Source organism: Ideonella sp., from assembly GCF_041287625.1.
In the GTDB taxonomy this organism is placed as follows: Bacteria; Pseudomonadota; Gammaproteobacteria; order Burkholderiales; family Burkholderiaceae_C; genus Ideonella.
In genome coordinates, this window is sequence record NZ_JBGGNH010000021.1 from 59,390 (window position 1) to 76,469 (window position 17,080).

Genomic DNA, 17,080 nt, shown 5'->3' on the forward strand with positions numbered 1-17,080 from the left:
TCGCCCAGCGCGGCGATGCACGCCGAACAGGAAATCGCGGGGCAGCATGACGACAAGGACTGGACCTTGCAACCATCGAAACAGCCTGTTGGCAGTGCGCAAGCGAACGATGCGGCGAGCGAAGTCCATGCCTCCGGGGGCGGTGACGGCAACGAAGGTGCCTTTCCCTTTCCCACGCAGGCTCACCCTCCCGACCGGGAAGCCCGCATTGCGTTCGCGGCCCACGCCCGGTACGAAGCCCGCGGAAGGGCGCCCGGCCTGGCGCTGCAGGACTGGCTGGCCGCAGAAGCCGAGATTGACGCCGAGCTGAACGGCGAAGCGGCAAAGCGCGCCGCGGGTTGAATCGGCCCGATCCGAGGCATGCAGCCTGCAGGGACCATCCGATGGCTCCATCGCCGACCGAGCGCCGCGCCCCGGGCGCGTCGCCTCGTCCCGCACGGGATGCCACCGCGGTCGGCCGGGCCGACGCGGATCAGCTCGCCGCGCTGCGCCACACGGCACACCAATGCCAAGACTGCCCGCTCTACCTGCATGCCACGCAGACCGTGTTTGGCGAAGGACCCAGCCGCCCGCGGGTGATGCTGGTGGGCGAGCAGCCGGGCGAGCAGGAAGATCAGGCGGGCCGGCCGTTCGTCGGGCCGGCCGGGCGGCTGCTGGACCGGGCGCTGGCACAGCTGGGCTGGCAGCGCGAGGAGCTCTACATCACCAATGCCGTGAAGCATTTCAAATTCGAGCTGCGCGGCAAGCGGCGGCTGCACAAGAGCGCGTCGGTGCTGGAAGCGCTGGCCTGTCAGCATTGGCTGGAAGCAGAAATCGCGCTGCTCCATCCGCCGGCCATCATTGCGCTGGGCGCGATGGCCACGCGTGCATTGCTGCGTGGCAGCGGGCCAGCCTCCGCCGTGCCTTCGGTGATGCGCGAACGCGGCCACTGGCACCGCCGCGCCGTGGACAACATTCCGGTGCTGATCACCTTGCATCCTTCGGCGTTGCTGCGCGGTGAGCCCGAGCAGCGGGACGCTGCCTTTGCCGCCTGGCTGGCCGACCTGCGCAGGGCCGACAGGGTGCCGGACTGAGCGTCATGGAACGCGCTTTGCCAAAGCACGTCTGTCGTGTCTTTTGAATTTGATTCGAGATGAGCCTGTCCGATCTTCGCGACCTCTTCACGTTCTCGATGTCGCCAATCGAACTGATGATCCGCGGCAGCGCGATTTACGTGTTCCTGTTCGTGATCTTTCGGTTTGTGCTGAGGCGAGACGTGGGCTCCATCGCCATTTCAGACGTGCTGCTGCTGGTCCTGGTGGCCGATGCCTCGCAGAACGCGATGGCCGCCGAATACAAGACCGTGGCGGACGGCATGGTGTTGGTCGGCACCATCGTCGGGTGGAACTGGGTGCTCGACTGGGCGGCGTTTCACTTCGATGCCGTCCATCGACTGCTGGAAGCGTCCCCGTTGCTGCTGGTGAGGAATGGCCGAATCCTTCGGCGCAACCTTCGCAAGGAGTACCTGACGGTGGACGACCTGATGTCGGAGCTCAGAAAGCAGGGCGTGGATTCGGTGGCCGAGGTCCGATCGGCGCTGATGGAGGGCGACGGCGAAATCAGCGTCATCCGTCGGGACGGCCGGCGCTTGCAGCGGCCCAGGGACCTGCCGACGTAGCGCGGAGATGGCCATGACGCGCCCTCAGCGCATCCAACGCAGCGGACTCGACGCCAGCGACACCGTGCTGCTGCTGGTCGACTTCATCAACCCCTTGGACTTCCCCGGTGCCGAGGCCATTCGGCCGCCAGCGGTGCTCGCAGCCCGGGCCGCGGCCGCGCTGCGAAGGCAGATGTCCAAGGGCGGCTGCGCGACCGTGTACGCAAACGACAACTACGGCGTCTGGCGGGCCGACTTCCCCGAGATCTGGCGGCGTTGCCACGCCGCGGGCGCAGAGGCCGCCGAGATCGCCCGGCGCCTGAAGCCTCGCCGGCAGGACTACACCATCCTCAAGCCTCGGCACTCCGCCTTCTATGCCACACCGCTGGGACTGCTGCTGGAAGAGCTTCGGTGCAAACGTTTGGTCATTGCGGGTTTGGCCGCCGACAGCTGCGTGCTCTTCACCGCGATGGATGCGTATTTGCGCGGCTTGTCGATCTGGGTGCCGAGCGACTGCGTGGCGGCGGAAACCGAAGAGGCGCGCCAAGCCGCACTGCAGCAAATGGCGCGCGTCCTGAAGGCCGACATCGCGGCTTCGAGCCCGGCGCACCCATGACATGAGCGAAGTCCTCGGGCACTGCTCGGCGCTGCCCTGGTGACGGCCTGCGGCGAACGGCACTGGCCAACGGCTTCGACTGATGTCGAAGCCGTTGACACGTCACAGCTAGACGATGGCCGCTGCCGAGTCACCGGCCAAAAGGCATTGAGGCACCTGGGTGAATCGGGTCCGGCCTTGATCGAAATCGATGATCCACACCATGTCGAACCGGTCCGCAGGCCACCGGGAGGGCACCCATTGATCGCCCCCAACCAGATCCCGAGCAATGGCAGACAGGCCTTGGTGCGACCAGCACACCAGAACCACACCATCCGTCGTTCGCGCCAGTTCAGCCAAGCTGGCTTCATCACCCTTGGCCACATGGCTGCGAATCGGCATGGACAGCATCTCCGCCAGCGGAAGCAGGGTTAGCCGAGGCCGTTCGCTCCCTGACGGAACAGTCGCGGGTGCGAACAAGGCGCTGGGCACAGCCAAGCCGGCGCGGATGGCCTGGCCGCTCAGAGGCGAAAAAAGTCGCACCAGCGCACCAGCCCGCTGCCAGCCCCTGACGCTGAGCCCGTTGTCGTCGGCCTGCCCGCGCGGCCCCACGCCGAACTGCACGCCATCTTCCGAAGGCTTCTCCCCATGCCGGATCAACATGACTTTGCGAACCATGCCCGTCCTTCGCGCCGCTTCAAAGCTTGAACCCGAGCGCCTTTGCCGCTGCGTCGAGCGTCCTGGCTGCCTTCGCGTAGCCCTTCCAGGCGTCGTTGCCCACATCCAGGCGCGCCTGCACCGAGCGGATGGTCCAGTGGTCGCCGCCACGCAGCTTGGCGAGTTCCTCCCAGGCCACCGGCACCGAGATGCCCATGCCCGGACGCGAGCGGGCCGACCAGGCGCAGGCGGTGGTCGAGCCGCGGCCGTTGCGCAGGTAGTCGATGAAGATCTTGCCGACGCGGTTCCTGCCGCCGGACTTGCTCACGAACATTTGCGGAATCGTGCGCGCCACATGGTCGACCACCGCCTTGGAGAAGGCCTTGGCGCGGTCCCAGTCCGCCTTGGGTTTCAGCGGCACCACCACATGCAGGCCCTTGCCGCCGCTGGTCTTCAGGAACGGGCCGAGGCCCAGGTCGCCAAGGAAGGCGCGCATCAGTTCCGCCGCCTGCTTGATCATCGACCAGTCCACGCCCTCCCCGGGGTCGAGGTCGAAGACGATGCGGTCCGGGTGTTCGTAGTCGCCGGCCAGCGCGTTCTGCGTGTGGAACTCGACCACGTTCCACTGCGCAGCCGCGAGCAGGCCATCGGCCGTGGCCACTTCGAGCATCGGCGGATGATCGGCGTCCAGCGAGGCGTCGAGCTGGACCACGCCGGGCAGCTTCTCCACTTCGGCATGCTTCTGGAAAAAGACCTGGCCGGCCACGCCGGCCGGTGCGCGCACCAGCGACACCGGGCGCTTGCGCAGGTGGTCCATCATCAGCCGGCCGACCAGGCCGTAGTAGCGGATCAGCTCGACCTTGGTGATGCCGGTCGAGGCGTCGATCACCCGCTCGGGGTGGGTGATGCGCAGCTTGGTGTTCAGCGCATGCGAGACCGGCGCTTCCCGCGTCTCCTGCGTGGCCTTGGCCGCCAGTGGCGCCGCCTTCGCGGGGCTTTGGGCCTTGGCCCCGCGCGGCGCCGACTTGGCCTTTTCGCGCACGATGGCCTTGGCGTCCTTGTCCAGCCGCAGCGCGTGGAACACCGAGTGCCGGATGTGGCCGGCGCTGGTCCATTCCCCGAAGGTGACCTCGGCCACCAGTTCGGGCCGGACCCAGTGCGGCTTGCCGGGAATGGCGTCACCCTTGGCGAAGGGATTGGCATCCGACGCGACACCGTCGAGCTTGGCGCGGGTGGACGACAGCGTCCTGGTGTCGAAGCCGGTGCCCACGTTGCCTGCATAGCGGAGCTTCCCGCCCTCGTACACACCCAGCAGCAGCGAGCCGATGCCGGTGCGCGAGGCCTTCGGATCGGTCCAGCCGCCGATCACGAATTCCTGGCGGTGACTGCACTTGAGCTTGATCCAGTCCGATGAACGCGTGGACCGATAGGCCGCGTCGCGGCGCTTGGCGATCACGCCTTCCAGGCCGAGGCGGCAGGCGGAGGCCACGACGCTGCCGGGCGGCGCATCGAAGGCCTCGCTGAACTTCACGTGCTCGGACGGGCGCGTGGCGAGCGCCGTGCGCAGTGCCGCGCGGCGGTCGTCCAGCGGCACCTCGCGCAGGTCGAAGCCGCCCATGAACGGGACGTCGAACACGAAGTAGACGATGGGCTTGGGGCGTGCGGCATCGAACGCGGTCTGCAGCGCGCCAAAGTCCGGCACGCCCTTGTCGTTGAGCACGACGATCTCGCCGTCGTACCAGCCATCGGGCAGCTTCATGCGCGCGATCTCGGCCTGCAGCGGCTTGAGCTTGGCCGTCCAGTCGTTGCCATTGCGGGTGTGCAGCTGCACATCGCCAGCGTCAATGCGCGCGAGCAGCCGGTAGCCATCGAACTTGATCTCGTAGACCCAATCCGAAGGGTCGCCGGGCGGCGCGTCGACCAGCGTGGCGAGCTGCGGCGAGAAGGTCTTGGGCAGCGCGGCGGCGGGCTTGGCACCGGGATGCAGCGGTGCGGCCCCGGCGCCGCGTTTTGCGGCACGCTTGGCCGGTGCCTTCCTGACGGCCGTCTTTTTGGGCGGCGGTTCTTGCAGGCTTTTGACGCTGTCGGGAAACTCGTCGACCACGCTGAACTCCGAGGCGGGCCGCACGTATTCATCCTTCTCCTTGATCAGCAGCCAAGGCTCCTGCTTCTCGCCGCGGCCCTTCATGCGGATCAGCGCCCACTTGCCCTTGAGCTTGTGGCCGCGCAGCTCGAACTTCAGGTTCCCGGCGCGAAGCGCAGCGTGCGAGTCCCCGACGGGATGCCAGGTGCCCTCGTCCCAGACGATGACCTTGCCCGCACCGTATTGCCCCGCGGGGATGGTGCCCTCGAAGCTGGAATACGAGATCGGGTGGTCCTCGACGTGCGCCGCCAGGCGCTTGTCGTGGCTGTCGTAGCTCGGACCCTTGGGCACGGCCCAGGACAGCATCACGCCGTCCAACTCGATGCGGAAGTCGTAGTGAAGCCGCGTCGCCCAGTGCTTCTGCACGACGAAGCTCAGCGCGTCGACCCCTTCGACGCCGCCTTCGGCCGGCTCGCCGGTGATGGAGAAGTTGCGCTTGGCCTTGTACGCGGCCAGCTTCCCGGTGGCCGCGGTGCTCATGGCCGCATCCTCACGCGTGCGATGTGAGGTACGCCCCGACATCCGCCGCCATCGAACCGACAGCCTTCGCCGCGGCCTTCAACGCTTCGGTGCCGACGCCGGGCTTCTTCGCCCAGGCGCGGACCTCGTGGTCCTCCAGGGAGTTGATGCGCAAGCGGTCCTGGCGGCCGGTCTTCAGCTTGTCGTCGGGCATGTCGTTCTCCTCAAGACAGCAACAGGGTCACGCGTCGCCAGCAATCGGCGCGCCCGACCCGGCGCCCAAACGCTGCCAGGCCTGTGATCGAGAGCGCCGTGCGGCGCAGGCGCGTGGGCCACGCTCACGGCCTCACGCGCTCACCCGCGATGGATCATTTCGGCTTGGGGCTGCCGCTGCCGGTGCTGCTGCTGCCTGCGGTACTGCCGGCGGCCGCGCCGCCCGAGCCTGCGTTGGCGCCCTGGCCCGAACTGCTGCCGCTGCTGCCGGCACCGCTGCTGGCCAGCGAGCCCGTCTCTCCGGCGACCGTGCTGCCCTGGCGCTGGCCGTTGGTCGAGCCGGGGTTGCCGTTGCCGGGCTGTGCCTCGACCTGGGACACGCCACCACCTTGGCCGCGCCGGTTGCGCCACTGGCCGAAATCTTCGGAGAACTTCTGGTAGCGCTCCTGCTGCCAGGCGCGGTAGTCGTCGTCGAGCTGGCGCATCTGTTCGCTGCGCCACTGGTGGTAATGCGGATCGCTGCGCGACCAGTCGCGGTCCGCCCCGCCCTCGCGGTCCCAACCGCCCGGGCCGCGGCCCAGAGGTTGGCCCCAGCGGCCCAACTCGGACGGCGCGCCCATGGTCTCGCCGTCTTCGCCCTGGCGGTGGCGCATGGTGGCGTCGTAGCCGTAACCGCCCCCACCACGCGGGCCGCCGCGGCCGTAGGCCCGACTGCGGGCGGCGTCGCGGTTGCGGTCCCAGTCCAGCTCGCTCTCCTGGCCGCCGCGGGTCCAGTCCTGCGAACCTTGCCAGGCCCGTGCCTGGCCGTATGCGTCTTCGCGTTCGTCGCGGCCCATGCCGTAGCCGCTGGGGTCGTCGTAGCGCCCAATGCCTTCGTAGCCACCGCCGTAGCCACTGCGGCCGGTCGGGTAGCCGACCGAGCCGGCATCCCGGCCCATCGGACCCGGGCCGCCCTCGTGACCGTAAGGCCCGCCTTGCTGCTGGCTCCTGCTGCCACCAGGGCCCTGCCAGTTGCCGCCTTGCTGGTGGCGGCCACCTTGATCGAAAGCCTGCTGGCCGCCACGGTCGCGGCCGGCGTCCTGGCTGCCGCCCTGCTGGCCGCCGCTGCTGCCTTGGCCGTGGGACTGATCCTGTTGCCGAAGCCCGCCTGCTTGCCGCGACCACTGCGAATCGCCGTCATCCTGCCACTGCTGGCCGGGGTTGTTGCGTTGCATCATGCTCTTGCCCTCTGTATCAGTTGCACAAGAACTGGAATCGGCATGATTCCAGTCTCGTGCTTGGGCAATGCATGTGCCGAGGCGGCGGACCGGCCGATCCGGTTTCGAGCGGCATCAGGGCCTCGCGCAGGGACGGATGCGAGACACCCGGCTGCAGTGCTAACTCGCGCTCCGGCGGCACCCGCTGCCCCAACGTGTGGACGTGTGGCAAAGCAAGATGTTCGAGTGAGGCGAAATCGCCTCCGGCAACCATGCCTCCCAGCCAGGAAACCTTCCTGAACGGGACCGGAGTCAGTGCTGTGTGCTGGGTGCGACGGGAAATGCAGGGGACGCCTCTGCGCACCGCGCCCTAGAACGTGCCCCAGTGCAGGTGATCAGGACCTCTCGGCCACCACCTGTTGGGAGGCCAGTTCGATCTTGAATGGCTTGAAGTAGCCTTTGACGCAGGCTGGGTCGAGCACCGCAATCTGGATGTGACTCTTTTCGCGAATGCCAGCACCGTCGTAGATGGGCTTGCCTTCGAGAAACGGGCCCCGCACGGTTTGGTAACGCTCGAGCCCGTTGTTTTCCCGGAGAAGGTGAAGCGCGGTGAACACCGCGGCATCAAGCTCGCGGATCACGAGGTCGCCATCCTCGTCCTTCTTGCGATCTCGATTGGTCGGCAACGTGCCACCCGCAGCTTCGGTCATGTCCTTGAGCCAGGCATGTGCCCGCTTCAACTCATCGACCGTGGCCATGTCGGCCAAGTTGAGACAACGCCCCAGATCGATAATCGCGCCCAGCACGAAAGGCGTGGCCTTCTTGACGCTTACCGCCCACTCTTCCGCTCGCTGGGGGCTGCCCTCCCAAAAGTACATGCCATTGCCGAGCCAGTCCCACGGGTTTACGCTCGGCGCCAAGTGGTTGCCCTGAATGGCATCTAACCCAACCTGCTCTTCACATCCGTGAAAGCCAAGCACGAAGGCCGGCTGGGCCTTGTACAAGTCCCAGCAGCCAACGCTCACTTTTTGGCGAACGCTGGTGTCAGATGCCCGTTGCTGTCCAGCACCCCTGCCGCCATCAGAATGCGATTGCGGAACGCGATGTCCCTTCGTCCAAGTGCCTTGAGCTCGACCACGTCATCGTCCGACAGCCGCACGGGCTCGCCTGGAACATGGACCCGATTCAGACCCGGCACATGAGCTTTCACTGGCTTGGGCGTAAGGTCTGACATCGCGGCTCCTTCTTTCGATTCACAAGTTCTCGGCAGCAACCTTCACAAGTTGAGCCGACGCTCGTCTGGTTTGGTCTTCGAAACGACTTGTCGTTCGTAGGACTTCACTGATTCGAGCATATTGACGGCTTCGTCAATTACCGGAAATGTACCGGGAATGACGCACTGCAACCCATACGACTCAATAGGAATCGCCAATTGCGTCTCAAGTCCTTATAAGGATTTTCGTTCCCATACGCCTTGTAGATGGGCACATTTCGGCGGCGGTAGAGTCGTCGCCGCCCGACTCCGAATGTCGGCACGAAGTTACCAGCGCTGCGCAGTTGCGCTGTCGGCATGGCCTGGCTCTACGAGGGGTACGCGTAGCGAGGCTCACTGCTGCACAAGCCGCAGACCGAGGCTCGCGCCCAGCATGGCGGGCTGTGGGTTCGCGCCGACCCTGTGCTCACGGCCTGGGCAAAGGGAGACTTCCCCCTCCGCTCATCCCGCAGCCTTGAACGGCGGCGCGTGGCCTCGCATCGACAGGTAACGCTCGAATTCCTCTTCGGTGGTTTCACCGTCCGCGACATCGACCAGCACCTGCGTGTATTCCGCGTCGAGAGTGAGGTGCATCAATAGATGCTCGGCGATGAGCGCGACCGCAGTCAGATTTTCGGGCCGGCTCATCAGATCAACAGCGCGGGATTTGCAGCCTTCCAGCCCGCCTTCGAGGGACCAATCATCTGCGAGCGACTCGGCGCTCTCGAAGTCCGAGTCACAACCTGGCGCGGCGGCGTCATCAGCTTGACCAACCGCTTTCAACGCCGCGCAGCCAGCGCAATCGGCAATGGCCATGTCCTCCGCGCCGGCAGCAGTCCAGACGTCGCAGTTGCTCAACACCGCTCCCTGCAGTTCATCGGTGGGGACGATGCTGGCCCGCATCTGGTCAATCTGCAGCCTCACGTGGGCCAGTGCATGCCCCGCCTCGTGCAGCGCCGTCAGCCTGGCCTGATCCATCACGCGACCCTCAACGGCACGACATTGGCGCCCTGGCGCAGCTGATCGAGGTGATTGGCCCAAGCCTGCATCACCTTGCGGCGCGCCGGCAGGTAGGTGGCGAAGTTGTAGGCAGCAGAAACTTCGTCGCGCTCCATGTGCGCCAACTGCAGATCGATGTGGGCGTGGTCGAAGCCCATCTCGTGCAGCGCGGTGGAGGCCACGCCTCGGAAGCCGTGGCCGGTCATCTTGCCCGCGTATCCCATGCGGCGCAGAGCGCCCAGGATCGTGCCGTTGCTCATGGACTTCTCATGGTCCCGCTCGCCGGGGAACAGCAGACCGCTGAGGCCGCGCAGCTCGTTCAGACACCGAAGCATGTCAACGGCCTGGGTCGACAGCGGCACGATGTGCGACGTGCGCATCTTCATCCGCACAGCAGGGATGCGCCACTCGGCCGCGTCCAGGTCGAACTCCTCCCAGCGTGCGCCGATCAGCTCACCGGTGCGCACGAAGGTCAGCGTCATCAGCTGAAGGGCGAAGCGCGTGTAGGGCGAGCCGGGATAGGCCTCGATCTTCCGTAGCAGCTCGGGCAGTTCCCTGCCCTCGACCCGCGCGAAGTGCTGCTTGTCGCGCGGCTTCAGCGCCACGCTGGGCTTCACGTCCTTCGACGGGTTGCGCTCAATGGCGCCGTGGGCCACCGCGTATTCGAAGACCTGGCCACAGGTCTGCCAGCACCGGCGCGCGATGTCCTGGGCGCCGCGGGCCTCGATCTTCTTGGCCATGGCCAGCAACTGCGGCGCCGTGATGTCGACGATCGGCTTCGCCCCCAGCACCGAAAACACATCGGCTTCCAGGCGTCGGATCACGTACTCGGCATGCCTGGGCGAGCGCGGCCCCTTCCAGTGGTCAAACCACGTGCGGGCCACCGCCTCGAAGGTGTTGCCCATGCGCACGGCGTCTGCCAGCTTCGCGTCCTTCTTGGCCTGCACCGGATCGCTGCCGCCCTTCAAGACGTCGCGCGCCTTGTCGCGTTCACTGCGCGCCTTGCTGAGCGACACGTCGGGGTAGCTGCCAAGCGCCAGCCGCTTCTCTTTGCCGCCGAAGCGGTACTTCCAGCGCCAGTGCTTTGAGATTGACCCATCTGCCTTCGGGGGCTGCACTTCGAGGTACAGGCCACCACTGTCCGAGTACCTTTCGCGGGCTCTGCCGTCGGGGCATTTCGCGTTTCTGCAGGCAGCGTCGGTCAGGGCCATCTGGGGGACTTTTCGAAGTTTTGGGGGCACGAAGCGCCTCCGTTCCCCCAAATATGCCCCCAGCAAAACGCGACTGTCAACGAACAACGGCGGCGCTCCACAAACGGAAAAGCCCCGGCTAGCGGGGCTCTTACGTGGATTCTGCGGTCGTCTACGACGTTTACCGAATCTATCCTTGGCGGAGAGGGAGTCTTTCGAACCGGTATCTCAGGACGTCCCACTAGATCCCGACACCTCATCTAGGCCATTGATTTCATTTGATTTTTCTTCCACTCATGTCCATAGTGATTTCATGACGTCTTGTCAAAGCGCGGCGCGCTCTGTAGGTACATCTGTAGGTAGAGAAATGACCAGCCCAATACACCGACTGTCGGCACGCGCCGTTCAGAGTCAGGCCGAACCTGGGTACTACGCCGACGGCGCCGGGCTCTATCTGCAGGTCAAATTGACCGCGAAGAACACCGCTGTGACGCGGTCATGGCTGTTCCGTTACAGCCATAGCCAGCGTGCGCGATGGATGGGCCTTGGTTCGGCTCGTGACGTCAGCTTGGCGCAGGCACGACAACAGGCTGCCGATTGCAGGCGCCTTTTGGCACAGGGCAAGGATCCCATTGACGAGCGCAATGGGGAACGCACTCTCCTGCTTGTCAAAAAGCAGCGCGCAATGAGCTTCGACAAATGCGCCGAGGCCTACATCGCCGCGCATCGTGATGCGTGGAGGAACGCCAAACATGCGGCGCAATGGGAAAGCACACTTCGGCTTCACGCGAGCCCTGTGATCGGGAAGTTGCCAATCCACGAAGTCGAGTTGCGGCACCTACTGTTGATCCTTGAACCGATTTGGCGAGATCGCACGGAGACCGCTTCACGTGTGAGGGGCCGCATCGAGTCCATATTGGATTGGGCGACGGTTCGTCAGTTGCGGCACGGCGACAACCCTGCACGCTGGCGCGGGCACTTGGACCAACTGCTGCCAGCACCAACCAAAGTCAAAAAGGTCGAGCATCACGCGGCCATACCCTTCACGGGCATGCTCGACTTCATGCAGAAGCTCGCAGGACAAGAAGGCACCGGCGCACGCGCCCTCACCTTCTTGATCCTCACCGCAGCGCGCTCGGGTGAAGTCCGTGGCGCGACCAGCGGCGAAATTGACCCTCAGACCCGCGTTTGGAACATCCCGGCCACGCGGATGAAGGCGGGGCGCGAACACAGAGTGCCACTATCGGACGCGGCCTGGAGGCTCTTGCCAGACCCACTGCCGCAAGATTCCACCGTCCTGCTCTTCCCCTCGCCCCGTGGAGAGCAACTCTCGGACATGACTCTGACCGCGGTGATGCGACGCATGCAGGTTGGCGCGGTTCCGCATGGGTTTCGTTCGACCTTCCGTGACTGGTGCGCGGAAGCTACCGACGTGTCCCGCGAGGTCGCCGAAATGGCACTCGCACACGCAATCGGTGACAAGGTTGAAGCAGCATATCGCCGAGGCGATCTGTTTGAAAAGCGGCGAAAGCTCATGGACGAGTGGGCACACCACTGCTCCAGCAAGCCAAGCCGGCTCAAGTCGACGGTATCGACCAACGGCTGATCGGCACAAAGCCCGCGCTTTCGCCCACGGCCGCGCGGAACTGGCGGGCAAGCAGTCGCTCACGAGCAAACGCCGCACGACTTCGCGTTGCGAATGCAGTTGGCGGGCGATGGTGGCCAACAGCTCCTTCGTGATGCAGTTCAGGCGCCGGGGCGAGATCCGCGCTACCAAGTCCAGGGGCGGTGACCATGGTGCCGCCCTGGATGCGAAGCAGGTAACGAGCAGGATTGCAGCCCGAATCGAGCACATCGCCGATCCCGCGCGCGTCCTAGAGTTGCGCACATGCCTCTCACCGGAGATCGCCTGTGCAATCCAACCCTTCCGAACAATCGCGTGGCCACGCGGAGGCCGTGACGCCGGTCTTTCTACGGATGCCCACTGTCATGCGCATGACAGGCCTCGGCCGGTCGACAATCTATCGACTGATCGCGGACCACAAGTTCCCGAGCCCGGTGCGCCTTGGCCCTCGCGCAGTTGCGTGGAGGAGTTCAGACCTCGATCAGTGGAGCGAAGCTCGTCCTTTGGTTGCGCACTGACCTGCGAAACGCGCAGCGGCCTTCATCGGGCCGCCAGCTTCGTGTCGCATCTGACGGTCTCACCGGCAGCGCCAATTTCAGCACCGCATCGCCGACCACCTGCCGTGCAACCACCGCAGCCCGGCGTCATGCCGTGAATCAATGGCGTGAAGGCACAGTGCAACGACCAACCGGTCCGACGCCCACAAGCACTGCCAACGCGGTGATGCGAGGCACATACGACCGCTACGCAGTGAGCAGCGTCGCAAGTTTCAGCGCGTACCCGAAGGCGAGCACGAGCACCACCCAGCGCCCCCAACGCCATGTCGTGAAGTGGTAGCGAGGATTCTGGACCACCGCTTGATGGGCGCGCTGAATCGCCGCGAAGCCGCAATATGCCAACACGCATTGCCCCGCCAGTCCCAGGTGAGCCGGCAGACCGAAAACGAAGTTCGCCCACGCCACCGGCCAAGCCACGGCATCGGCAAAAGCGAGCAGGCGTCGACCCGGCCAGACTCGGGCGTCTGGCTGCGGCGTGCGCTGAAGGATCATCAACATCGTGTTTCTCCCAAAGTGAGCAGAACCCGGATCTCGTCTGCCAACAACCACCGGCCTATTGAAGTCAGGCCTGTCTTCCCTGCCTGCCCAAAGTTCCGAGGGAGCCGCTTGTGGCTGTTGTCCCTCGGAGAAAGCCAGGCTGTCGAGCTGGTGCTTGCCCCGCATTCGTCGGTCGCCGTGCGGCATCAAGCGCGCCGCCTGCGAGCGCGGCGGCAAGGGGACCGTGGAATAAACAGAGGGCACCCGCGTGAGCGGGGCGCAGGCCGTTTATGCCGCGAAAGCCCCTTGCGGCTGCGCGTGCGGCGCGACGATCCGCATGTCTGGCGACCGGCGAGGCGAGGCATGGGCGAATGCATGGCGACGAGGGGATCGGGCAAGCATAGGCCCTGGGCCGTAGCGCAGACCGCAGTCTCCGTGCGTGCGGAAGCATGCGCGCCCATTGCTGGCATTTACGCTTTGTGACGTAACGCCTCTGGACAATACCTCCCTCCGTAGACATCAATAGCGACTTGAACAAGGCCGACTCCGAAGCGGTCCGACAAGCACCCGTCGCCCGATGTGGTTCGCTTGGAAAAACGGGGGGCGCCTGAACAGCAACGACGTCAGTCTGAGCGACCCGATGGCGCACCCCGGCATCGACGCAGATCGTTTCCAGTGCCCACGGCAACGGGACCACCGTCTCTGCGGCCGCGAACGGCTGTACGCCTCGCGCGTCGTCCGGACAGGAGATTGCGCCATGCTGGACAGAGATCAACTGGAGACGTTTGCGAGCGTGGCCGAGCAACAGAGCTTCGAGCGCGCAGCCACGCTTTTGAACGTGACGCGAGGTGCCGTCTCGCAACGGATCAAGGCACTCGAAGAGTCGCTCGCGACCATCCTTCTCCTGCGCGACAAGCCCGTCACACCGACGCCTGCTGGCGAGGTGCTGTTGCGTCACGTCAAGGCGCTGCGCCTGCTGGAGGCGTCCTCTCTGCGCGAGCTCTTGAACCCATCGGTTGGAGAAGGCCCTGTGCCGCTGGCAATTGCGGTGAACGCGGACTCCCTGGCCACCTGGTTCATGCCGCTGCTGCGCGACCTCTTCGCGCAGCGCGCCGTCGCGCTTGAGGTCGTCACCGATGACCAGGACCACACATCCGGACGCTTGCGCCGTGGCGAGGTCGTCGGTTGCATCTCGACTGATGCCAAGGCAGCCTCGGGCTTCGTCGCAGAACCTCTCGGAGCCATGGAGTACCGCTGCTACGCGACACCAGCTTTCGTGGCAGAGTTTCTGGGTGACGGTCTGACGGTCGCGAACGTGTTGCGCGCGCCCGCGATCCATTTCAATCGCAAGGACGCGCTGCATGCGGAATTCCTGCAACGGCGCTTCGGTGTTCGCATCGACCGCTATCCACGCCACTACCTGCCCTCCCCGTCCGCTCTGCTCGAAGGCATCGCCATGGGTGCCGGCTACGGGTTGGCGCCCTCCACCCAAGCCCAACGTCTGCTTCAGGAAGGGGTGCTGCAAGAGCTGGCACCGGGCGATCCTGTGCACGTCGACTTGTTCTGGCATCACTGGGAGATGGAGCCGCCCATCGCCAGGGAGATCACCGACTTGATCGTTGGCCATGCGGCGAAGTGCCTCATCCAACCGCGCCGGCCGACCGGCAAGCCACGCCGGCAGCGGACGCTGTCTCCGCTACCGGCGCGACGCAGGGCACGCGAGGTGGTCATCGCGTCGATGTAGCGTGGCTCGCGCCACGCCGGCGCACGCCAATCCGGCAAGGAGCGAGACAAGCTCGCGATTCGGAATTGGCAAACCCAGCCAGCTCACAACGAAGACAGCCGACGCGACAAGAAAGCCCGTCGCGATCACCCAGGTTTCGTCAACCTTGTGCCCATGCCTTCCCCGCAGAAAGCCATAAAGGCTGACACCGACACTGGCGATGTAGACCACATTGACCGACACCATCGTGTCCACAATGGGCAAGCCGCTGGCCGTCAAAGTCGCTGAGACGGCCATGGCGATGGCCGCCGGGACAATAGGCCTCACCGATAGATGGCGAGGCTCCGCTGCCTGCAACGCTGACACCATGGCGCGAAGCACCGCGCCCCCCGATCCCAGCGCTGCGACGCCGAGCGCTCCAAGCATCGTCGGGCCGGCACCGACCGCCAGATGCTTCGCCGCCAGAGACAGCGCCTGCGGCACGACCTGCTTGGGATCCGCTACGCCAGGCCACCCGGGCTGGGCAATCGTGGACAGCACGACCGCAGGGGGCAGGAAGGCCAGGAAGAGCAGACCCACGCCAGCCAGCAGGCATCCACAGATGGCTGCGCCTGGTCCACGCGCAGCAAGAACGAACTGGTGGTAGTCCGCTCCGGTGCAGACGAGCAGGCCCACGCCAATGGCGATCGTGAAGGTCTGCGCCACGCCAAGCGACGGCAAGGCCTGAGCGAATGCCGGCAATGATCCGATGTAGAGGTCAACACCGCCGCTCGTGACCAATGCAAACAAGAGGACCATCGCGCTGACTGCGAGGCAACCGGCGAAGACGACAGAAGCCGCGCGCAACTCGACGCGAGACGCCGCGAAGATCAGCGCAATGGCGGCGGCATGTGCTGGCACGGCGCGGACACCCAATAGGCGGATGACGGCGACGGCGCCATGGATCTGCGCGGCCAGCACGCCCGCCATCCAGACGACAGATAGCAGTGCGACCAGTCGTCGCACGCGCTCCCCGCACTGATCCCCAAGCAGGTCCCACACCGAAAGACCCGCCTGCCACAGCCGGCCCGCGACAGCAGCCATCGCAATCATCCCCAGCCCAGTCGCAACGCCGTAGACAGCACCCGCCATGCCGAATCTCAGGGCGTATTCGCCCGAACCGAACAGGAAGCCAGTGCCGTAACTGGCCGAGATTAGGAGTGCGCCGACCTGAAGAGCGCCCAGCGTCCGTGCCGTCATCGCGCCGGCTCCTGCTGCCAAGAAGCCACCGCTCGCTCGGGACCCGAGAAATAGGCCTCGCACACACAGGCTCGTTCCTGGTACTCGGGCAGCGTCGCAAAGAGGCGCTGCGCGTCGGGCAGCCGGTAGTACGGGATGGCCGGCAACAGATGGTGGGTCAGGTGGTACGCATTGTTCCGCGGATGGATGAGCGCCGACCACAGTCCTGTAGCCTTGAGGTCGCGCGTGAAGCTGAACACGCCGCCAGGCATCAGGCCATGGTGATCGCACATCTCCCGGACGATGGTGATCAGGTGAAAAACCGTGCATCTGGCAGCCAGCCAGAGGGCAAGCATCCTGAGCGCCGCACCGGCGCCGGTCACCGCAATGAGCGCTGCGACGAGCAGCGCCCACCACGCGAGGACGTACAGCCTCTCTCGGCGCGGAACGCCTTTATCCAGCAAGTGCCCGAAAGCGGAACCCAGCACCGCCCGCACGGACAGCGCGTTGACCGCCACCGCCGACACCCAGGATCGAGCCTTCATCGGCGGAATCGGGATCAAGTCGGGGTCGGCGCCCTTCGCCCCGAGGTCCAGATGGTGGCGGAAGTGCAAGTCTCGATAGCGCGGAAGGCTCACGAAAAGCAGAGGCGCGATCAACGCCCACGTCACCAGATCGTTCAACACCTGATCGCGCATCAGGTTACGGTGCGCAGCGTCATGCAGGATGTTGCCCAGCGCCCGCTGGCGATTGCCGAGGACCAGCAGTGCAAGCGACGATGTCCAGGGTTCGTGCAGCGCGACAGCGAGCGCTGCACAGATCGCTGCAACATCGACAAGGATGTCCATGATCGGGCGCCAGCCCTCCAGCTTCAGCAGCGGCAAGTGGGGGCTGCCGGCGCGACGCAAGGACTGCCGGAGCAGCGCGATGTCGGACAGTACTTCCGAGCGGGTGGCCATGGCAGACCTCCTTGAGCGCGGCCGACGGGCGCCGTGGAAAGGGCCCGCACTCGACAGGATCGTCCCAGCCGCGACCCCAAGGTACCAAGCCGCCGCTGCCGGTGATCGCGGTTTAGCAACTTTCGCTTCACGTCAAGAACGCTAAACCGGAGCCGAGCTCATCTCCCGCCTCGCTGTCTGAT

General features: G+C 65.6%; 19 protein-coding genes. 7 read left to right on the forward strand and 12 right to left on the reverse strand.

Going from position 1 to position 17,080, the window contains the following annotated elements:
- Positions 1 to 15 precede the first annotated feature (15 nt).
- From ACAH41_RS08400 to ACAH41_RS08415, 4 genes are all read left to right on the forward strand, one after another.
- Positions 16 to 342, forward strand: a complete 327-nt coding sequence (locus ACAH41_RS08400) for a DUF2934 domain-containing protein (RefSeq protein ID WP_325655913.1) — start codon at positions 16 to 18, stop codon at positions 340 to 342.
- Positions 339 to 1,073 carry a UdgX family uracil-DNA binding protein gene (locus ACAH41_RS08405; protein ID WP_325655914.1) on the forward strand — a complete coding sequence of 245 codons (735 nt, stop codon included), beginning with the start codon at positions 339 to 341 and terminating at the stop codon, positions 1,071 to 1,073. Before ACAH41_RS08400 ends, ACAH41_RS08405 begins: the two co-directional genes overlap by 4 nt.
- A gap of 59 nt (positions 1,074 to 1,132) precedes the next feature.
- Positions 1,133 to 1,657 (forward strand): YetF domain-containing protein, encoded by a 525-nt coding sequence (locus ACAH41_RS08410; protein WP_325655915.1) that lies wholly within the window; start codon positions 1,133 to 1,135, stop codon positions 1,655 to 1,657.
- Positions 1,658 to 1,721: 64 nt separating this feature from the next.
- Entirely contained in the window at positions 1,722 to 2,252 is a 531-nt protein-coding gene (locus tag ACAH41_RS08415; protein WP_325655916.1) for an isochorismatase family cysteine hydrolase, read from the forward strand.
- 108 nt (positions 2,253 to 2,360) lie between these two features.
- Here ACAH41_RS08415 and ACAH41_RS08420 read toward each other — a convergent pair whose 3' ends face one another.
- The 9 genes from ACAH41_RS08420 to ACAH41_RS08460 form a co-directional block, all read right to left on the reverse strand.
- On the reverse strand, positions 2,361 to 2,909 hold the full coding sequence (locus ACAH41_RS08420) for a hypothetical protein (RefSeq protein ID WP_325655917.1): 549 nt from the start codon (positions 2,907 to 2,909) through the stop codon (positions 2,361 to 2,363).
- A 19-nt stretch (positions 2,910 to 2,928) separates the two neighbouring features.
- Entirely contained in the window at positions 2,929 to 5,511 is a 2,583-nt protein-coding gene (gene ligD, locus ACAH41_RS08425) for a DNA ligase D (protein ID WP_325655918.1), read from the reverse strand.
- Positions 5,512 to 5,521: 10 nt separating this feature from the next.
- The gene (locus ACAH41_RS08430) at positions 5,522 to 5,704 is read right to left on the reverse strand and encodes a DUF3606 domain-containing protein (protein ID WP_325655919.1); all 183 of its coding nucleotides are present in this window, start codon (positions 5,702 to 5,704) and stop codon (positions 5,522 to 5,524) included.
- 154 nt (positions 5,705 to 5,858) lie between these two features.
- Positions 5,859 to 6,920, reverse strand: a complete 1,062-nt coding sequence (locus ACAH41_RS08435) for a hypothetical protein (protein WP_325655920.1) — start codon at positions 6,918 to 6,920, stop codon at positions 5,859 to 5,861.
- Positions 6,921 to 6,936: 16 nt separating this feature from the next.
- Entirely contained in the window at positions 6,937 to 7,173 is a 237-nt protein-coding gene (locus ACAH41_RS08440; protein ID WP_370538252.1) for a GntR family transcriptional regulator, read from the reverse strand.
- A 121-nt stretch (positions 7,174 to 7,294) separates the two neighbouring features.
- Entirely contained in the window at positions 7,295 to 7,903 is a 609-nt protein-coding gene (locus tag ACAH41_RS08445; protein ID WP_325655921.1) for a hypothetical protein, read from the reverse strand.
- Between the two features lie 17 nt (positions 7,904 to 7,920).
- Positions 7,921 to 8,133 carry a hypothetical protein gene (locus ACAH41_RS08450; protein ID WP_325655922.1) on the reverse strand — a complete coding sequence of 71 codons (213 nt, stop codon included), beginning with the start codon at positions 8,131 to 8,133 and terminating at the stop codon, positions 7,921 to 7,923.
- Positions 8,134 to 8,613: 480 nt separating this feature from the next.
- Complete coding sequence (locus tag ACAH41_RS08455; protein ID WP_370538253.1) at positions 8,614 to 9,129, reverse strand: hypothetical protein; 516 nt, start codon at positions 9,127 to 9,129, stop codon at positions 8,614 to 8,616.
- Entirely contained in the window at positions 9,129 to 10,448 is a 1,320-nt protein-coding gene (locus ACAH41_RS08460; RefSeq protein ID WP_325655924.1) for an integrase arm-type DNA-binding domain-containing protein, read from the reverse strand. The genes ACAH41_RS08455 and ACAH41_RS08460 overlap by 1 nt, the downstream gene beginning before the upstream one ends.
- Before the next feature lie 259 nt (positions 10,449 to 10,707).
- On the opposite strand from ACAH41_RS08460, the gene ACAH41_RS08465 reads away from it, so the two are divergent.
- Both ACAH41_RS08465 and ACAH41_RS08470 read left to right on the forward strand, forming a co-directional pair.
- On the forward strand, positions 10,708 to 11,946 hold the full coding sequence (locus ACAH41_RS08465; protein WP_141283964.1) for a site-specific integrase: 1,239 nt from the start codon (positions 10,708 to 10,710) through the stop codon (positions 11,944 to 11,946).
- A 371-nt stretch (positions 11,947 to 12,317) separates the two neighbouring features.
- Entirely contained in the window at positions 12,318 to 12,482 is a 165-nt protein-coding gene (locus tag ACAH41_RS08470) for an AlpA family transcriptional regulator (RefSeq protein ID WP_141284053.1), read from the forward strand.
- A gap of 225 nt (positions 12,483 to 12,707) precedes the next feature.
- On the opposite strand, the gene ACAH41_RS08475 is transcribed toward ACAH41_RS08470, so the two are convergent.
- Positions 12,708 to 13,019: a hypothetical protein gene (locus ACAH41_RS08475; RefSeq protein ID WP_141283966.1), complete on the reverse strand. Its 312-nt coding sequence runs from the start codon at positions 13,017 to 13,019 to the stop codon at positions 12,708 to 12,710.
- Positions 13,020 to 13,755: 736 nt separating this feature from the next.
- On the opposite strand from ACAH41_RS08475, the gene ACAH41_RS08480 reads away from it, so the two are divergent.
- A complete protein-coding gene (locus ACAH41_RS08480; protein ID WP_141283968.1) occupies positions 13,756 to 14,742 on the forward strand; it encodes an HTH-type transcriptional regulator ArgP in 987 nt (328 codons plus the stop codon).
- On the opposite strand, the gene ACAH41_RS08485 is transcribed toward ACAH41_RS08480, so the two are convergent.
- Both ACAH41_RS08485 and ACAH41_RS08490 read right to left on the reverse strand, forming a co-directional pair.
- Positions 14,695 to 15,960 carry a hypothetical protein gene (locus ACAH41_RS08485; protein WP_325655925.1) on the reverse strand — a complete coding sequence of 422 codons (1,266 nt, stop codon included), beginning with the start codon at positions 15,958 to 15,960 and terminating at the stop codon, positions 14,695 to 14,697. The two genes, ACAH41_RS08480 and ACAH41_RS08485, sit on opposite strands and share 48 nt — an antisense overlap.
- Positions 15,957 to 16,898, reverse strand: a complete 942-nt coding sequence (locus ACAH41_RS08490) for a fatty acid desaturase (RefSeq protein WP_325655926.1) — start codon at positions 16,896 to 16,898, stop codon at positions 15,957 to 15,959. The genes ACAH41_RS08485 and ACAH41_RS08490 overlap by 4 nt, the downstream gene beginning before the upstream one ends.
- Positions 16,899 to 17,080 lie beyond the last annotated feature (182 nt).

Coding starts and splice junctions, on each gene's coding strand:
- ACAH41_RS08400 (WP_325655913.1), top strand. CDS start 16: ATGCACGCCGAACAGGAAATCGCGGGGCAGCATGACGACAAGGACTGG.
- ACAH41_RS08410 (WP_325655915.1), top strand. CDS start 1,133: ATGAGCCTGTCCGATCTTCGCGACCTCTTCACGTTCTCGATGTCGCCA.
- ACAH41_RS08420 (WP_325655917.1), bottom strand. CDS start 2,909: ATGGTTCGCAAAGTCATGTTGATCCGGCATGGGGAGAAGCCTTCGGAA.
- ligD (WP_325655918.1), bottom strand. CDS start 5,511: ATGAGCACCGCGGCCACCGGGAAGCTGGCCGCGTACAAGGCCAAGCGC.
- ACAH41_RS08430 (WP_325655919.1), bottom strand. CDS start 5,704: ATGCCCGACGACAAGCTGAAGACCGGCCGCCAGGACCGCTTGCGCATC.
- ACAH41_RS08435 (WP_325655920.1), bottom strand. CDS start 6,920: ATGATGCAACGCAACAACCCCGGCCAGCAGTGGCAGGATGACGGCGAT.
- ACAH41_RS08440 (WP_370538252.1), bottom strand. CDS start 7,173: ATGGTTGCCGGAGGCGATTTCGCCTCACTCGAACATCTTGCTTTGCCA.
- ACAH41_RS08450 (WP_325655922.1), bottom strand. CDS start 8,133: ATGTCAGACCTTACGCCCAAGCCAGTGAAAGCTCATGTGCCGGGTCTG.
- ACAH41_RS08455 (WP_370538253.1), bottom strand. CDS start 9,129: ATGGATCAGGCCAGGCTGACGGCGCTGCACGAGGCGGGGCATGCACTG.
- ACAH41_RS08465 (WP_141283964.1), top strand. CDS start 10,708: ATGACCAGCCCAATACACCGACTGTCGGCACGCGCCGTTCAGAGTCAG.
- ACAH41_RS08470 (WP_141284053.1), top strand. CDS start 12,318: ATGCCCACTGTCATGCGCATGACAGGCCTCGGCCGGTCGACAATCTAT.
- ACAH41_RS08475 (WP_141283966.1), bottom strand. CDS start 13,019: ATGTTGATGATCCTTCAGCGCACGCCGCAGCCAGACGCCCGAGTCTGG.
- ACAH41_RS08480 (WP_141283968.1), top strand. CDS start 13,756: ATGCTGGACAGAGATCAACTGGAGACGTTTGCGAGCGTGGCCGAGCAA.
- ACAH41_RS08485 (WP_325655925.1), bottom strand. CDS start 15,960: ATGACGGCACGGACGCTGGGCGCTCTTCAGGTCGGCGCACTCCTAATC.
- ACAH41_RS08490 (WP_325655926.1), bottom strand. CDS start 16,898: ATGGCCACCCGCTCGGAAGTACTGTCCGACATCGCGCTGCTCCGGCAG.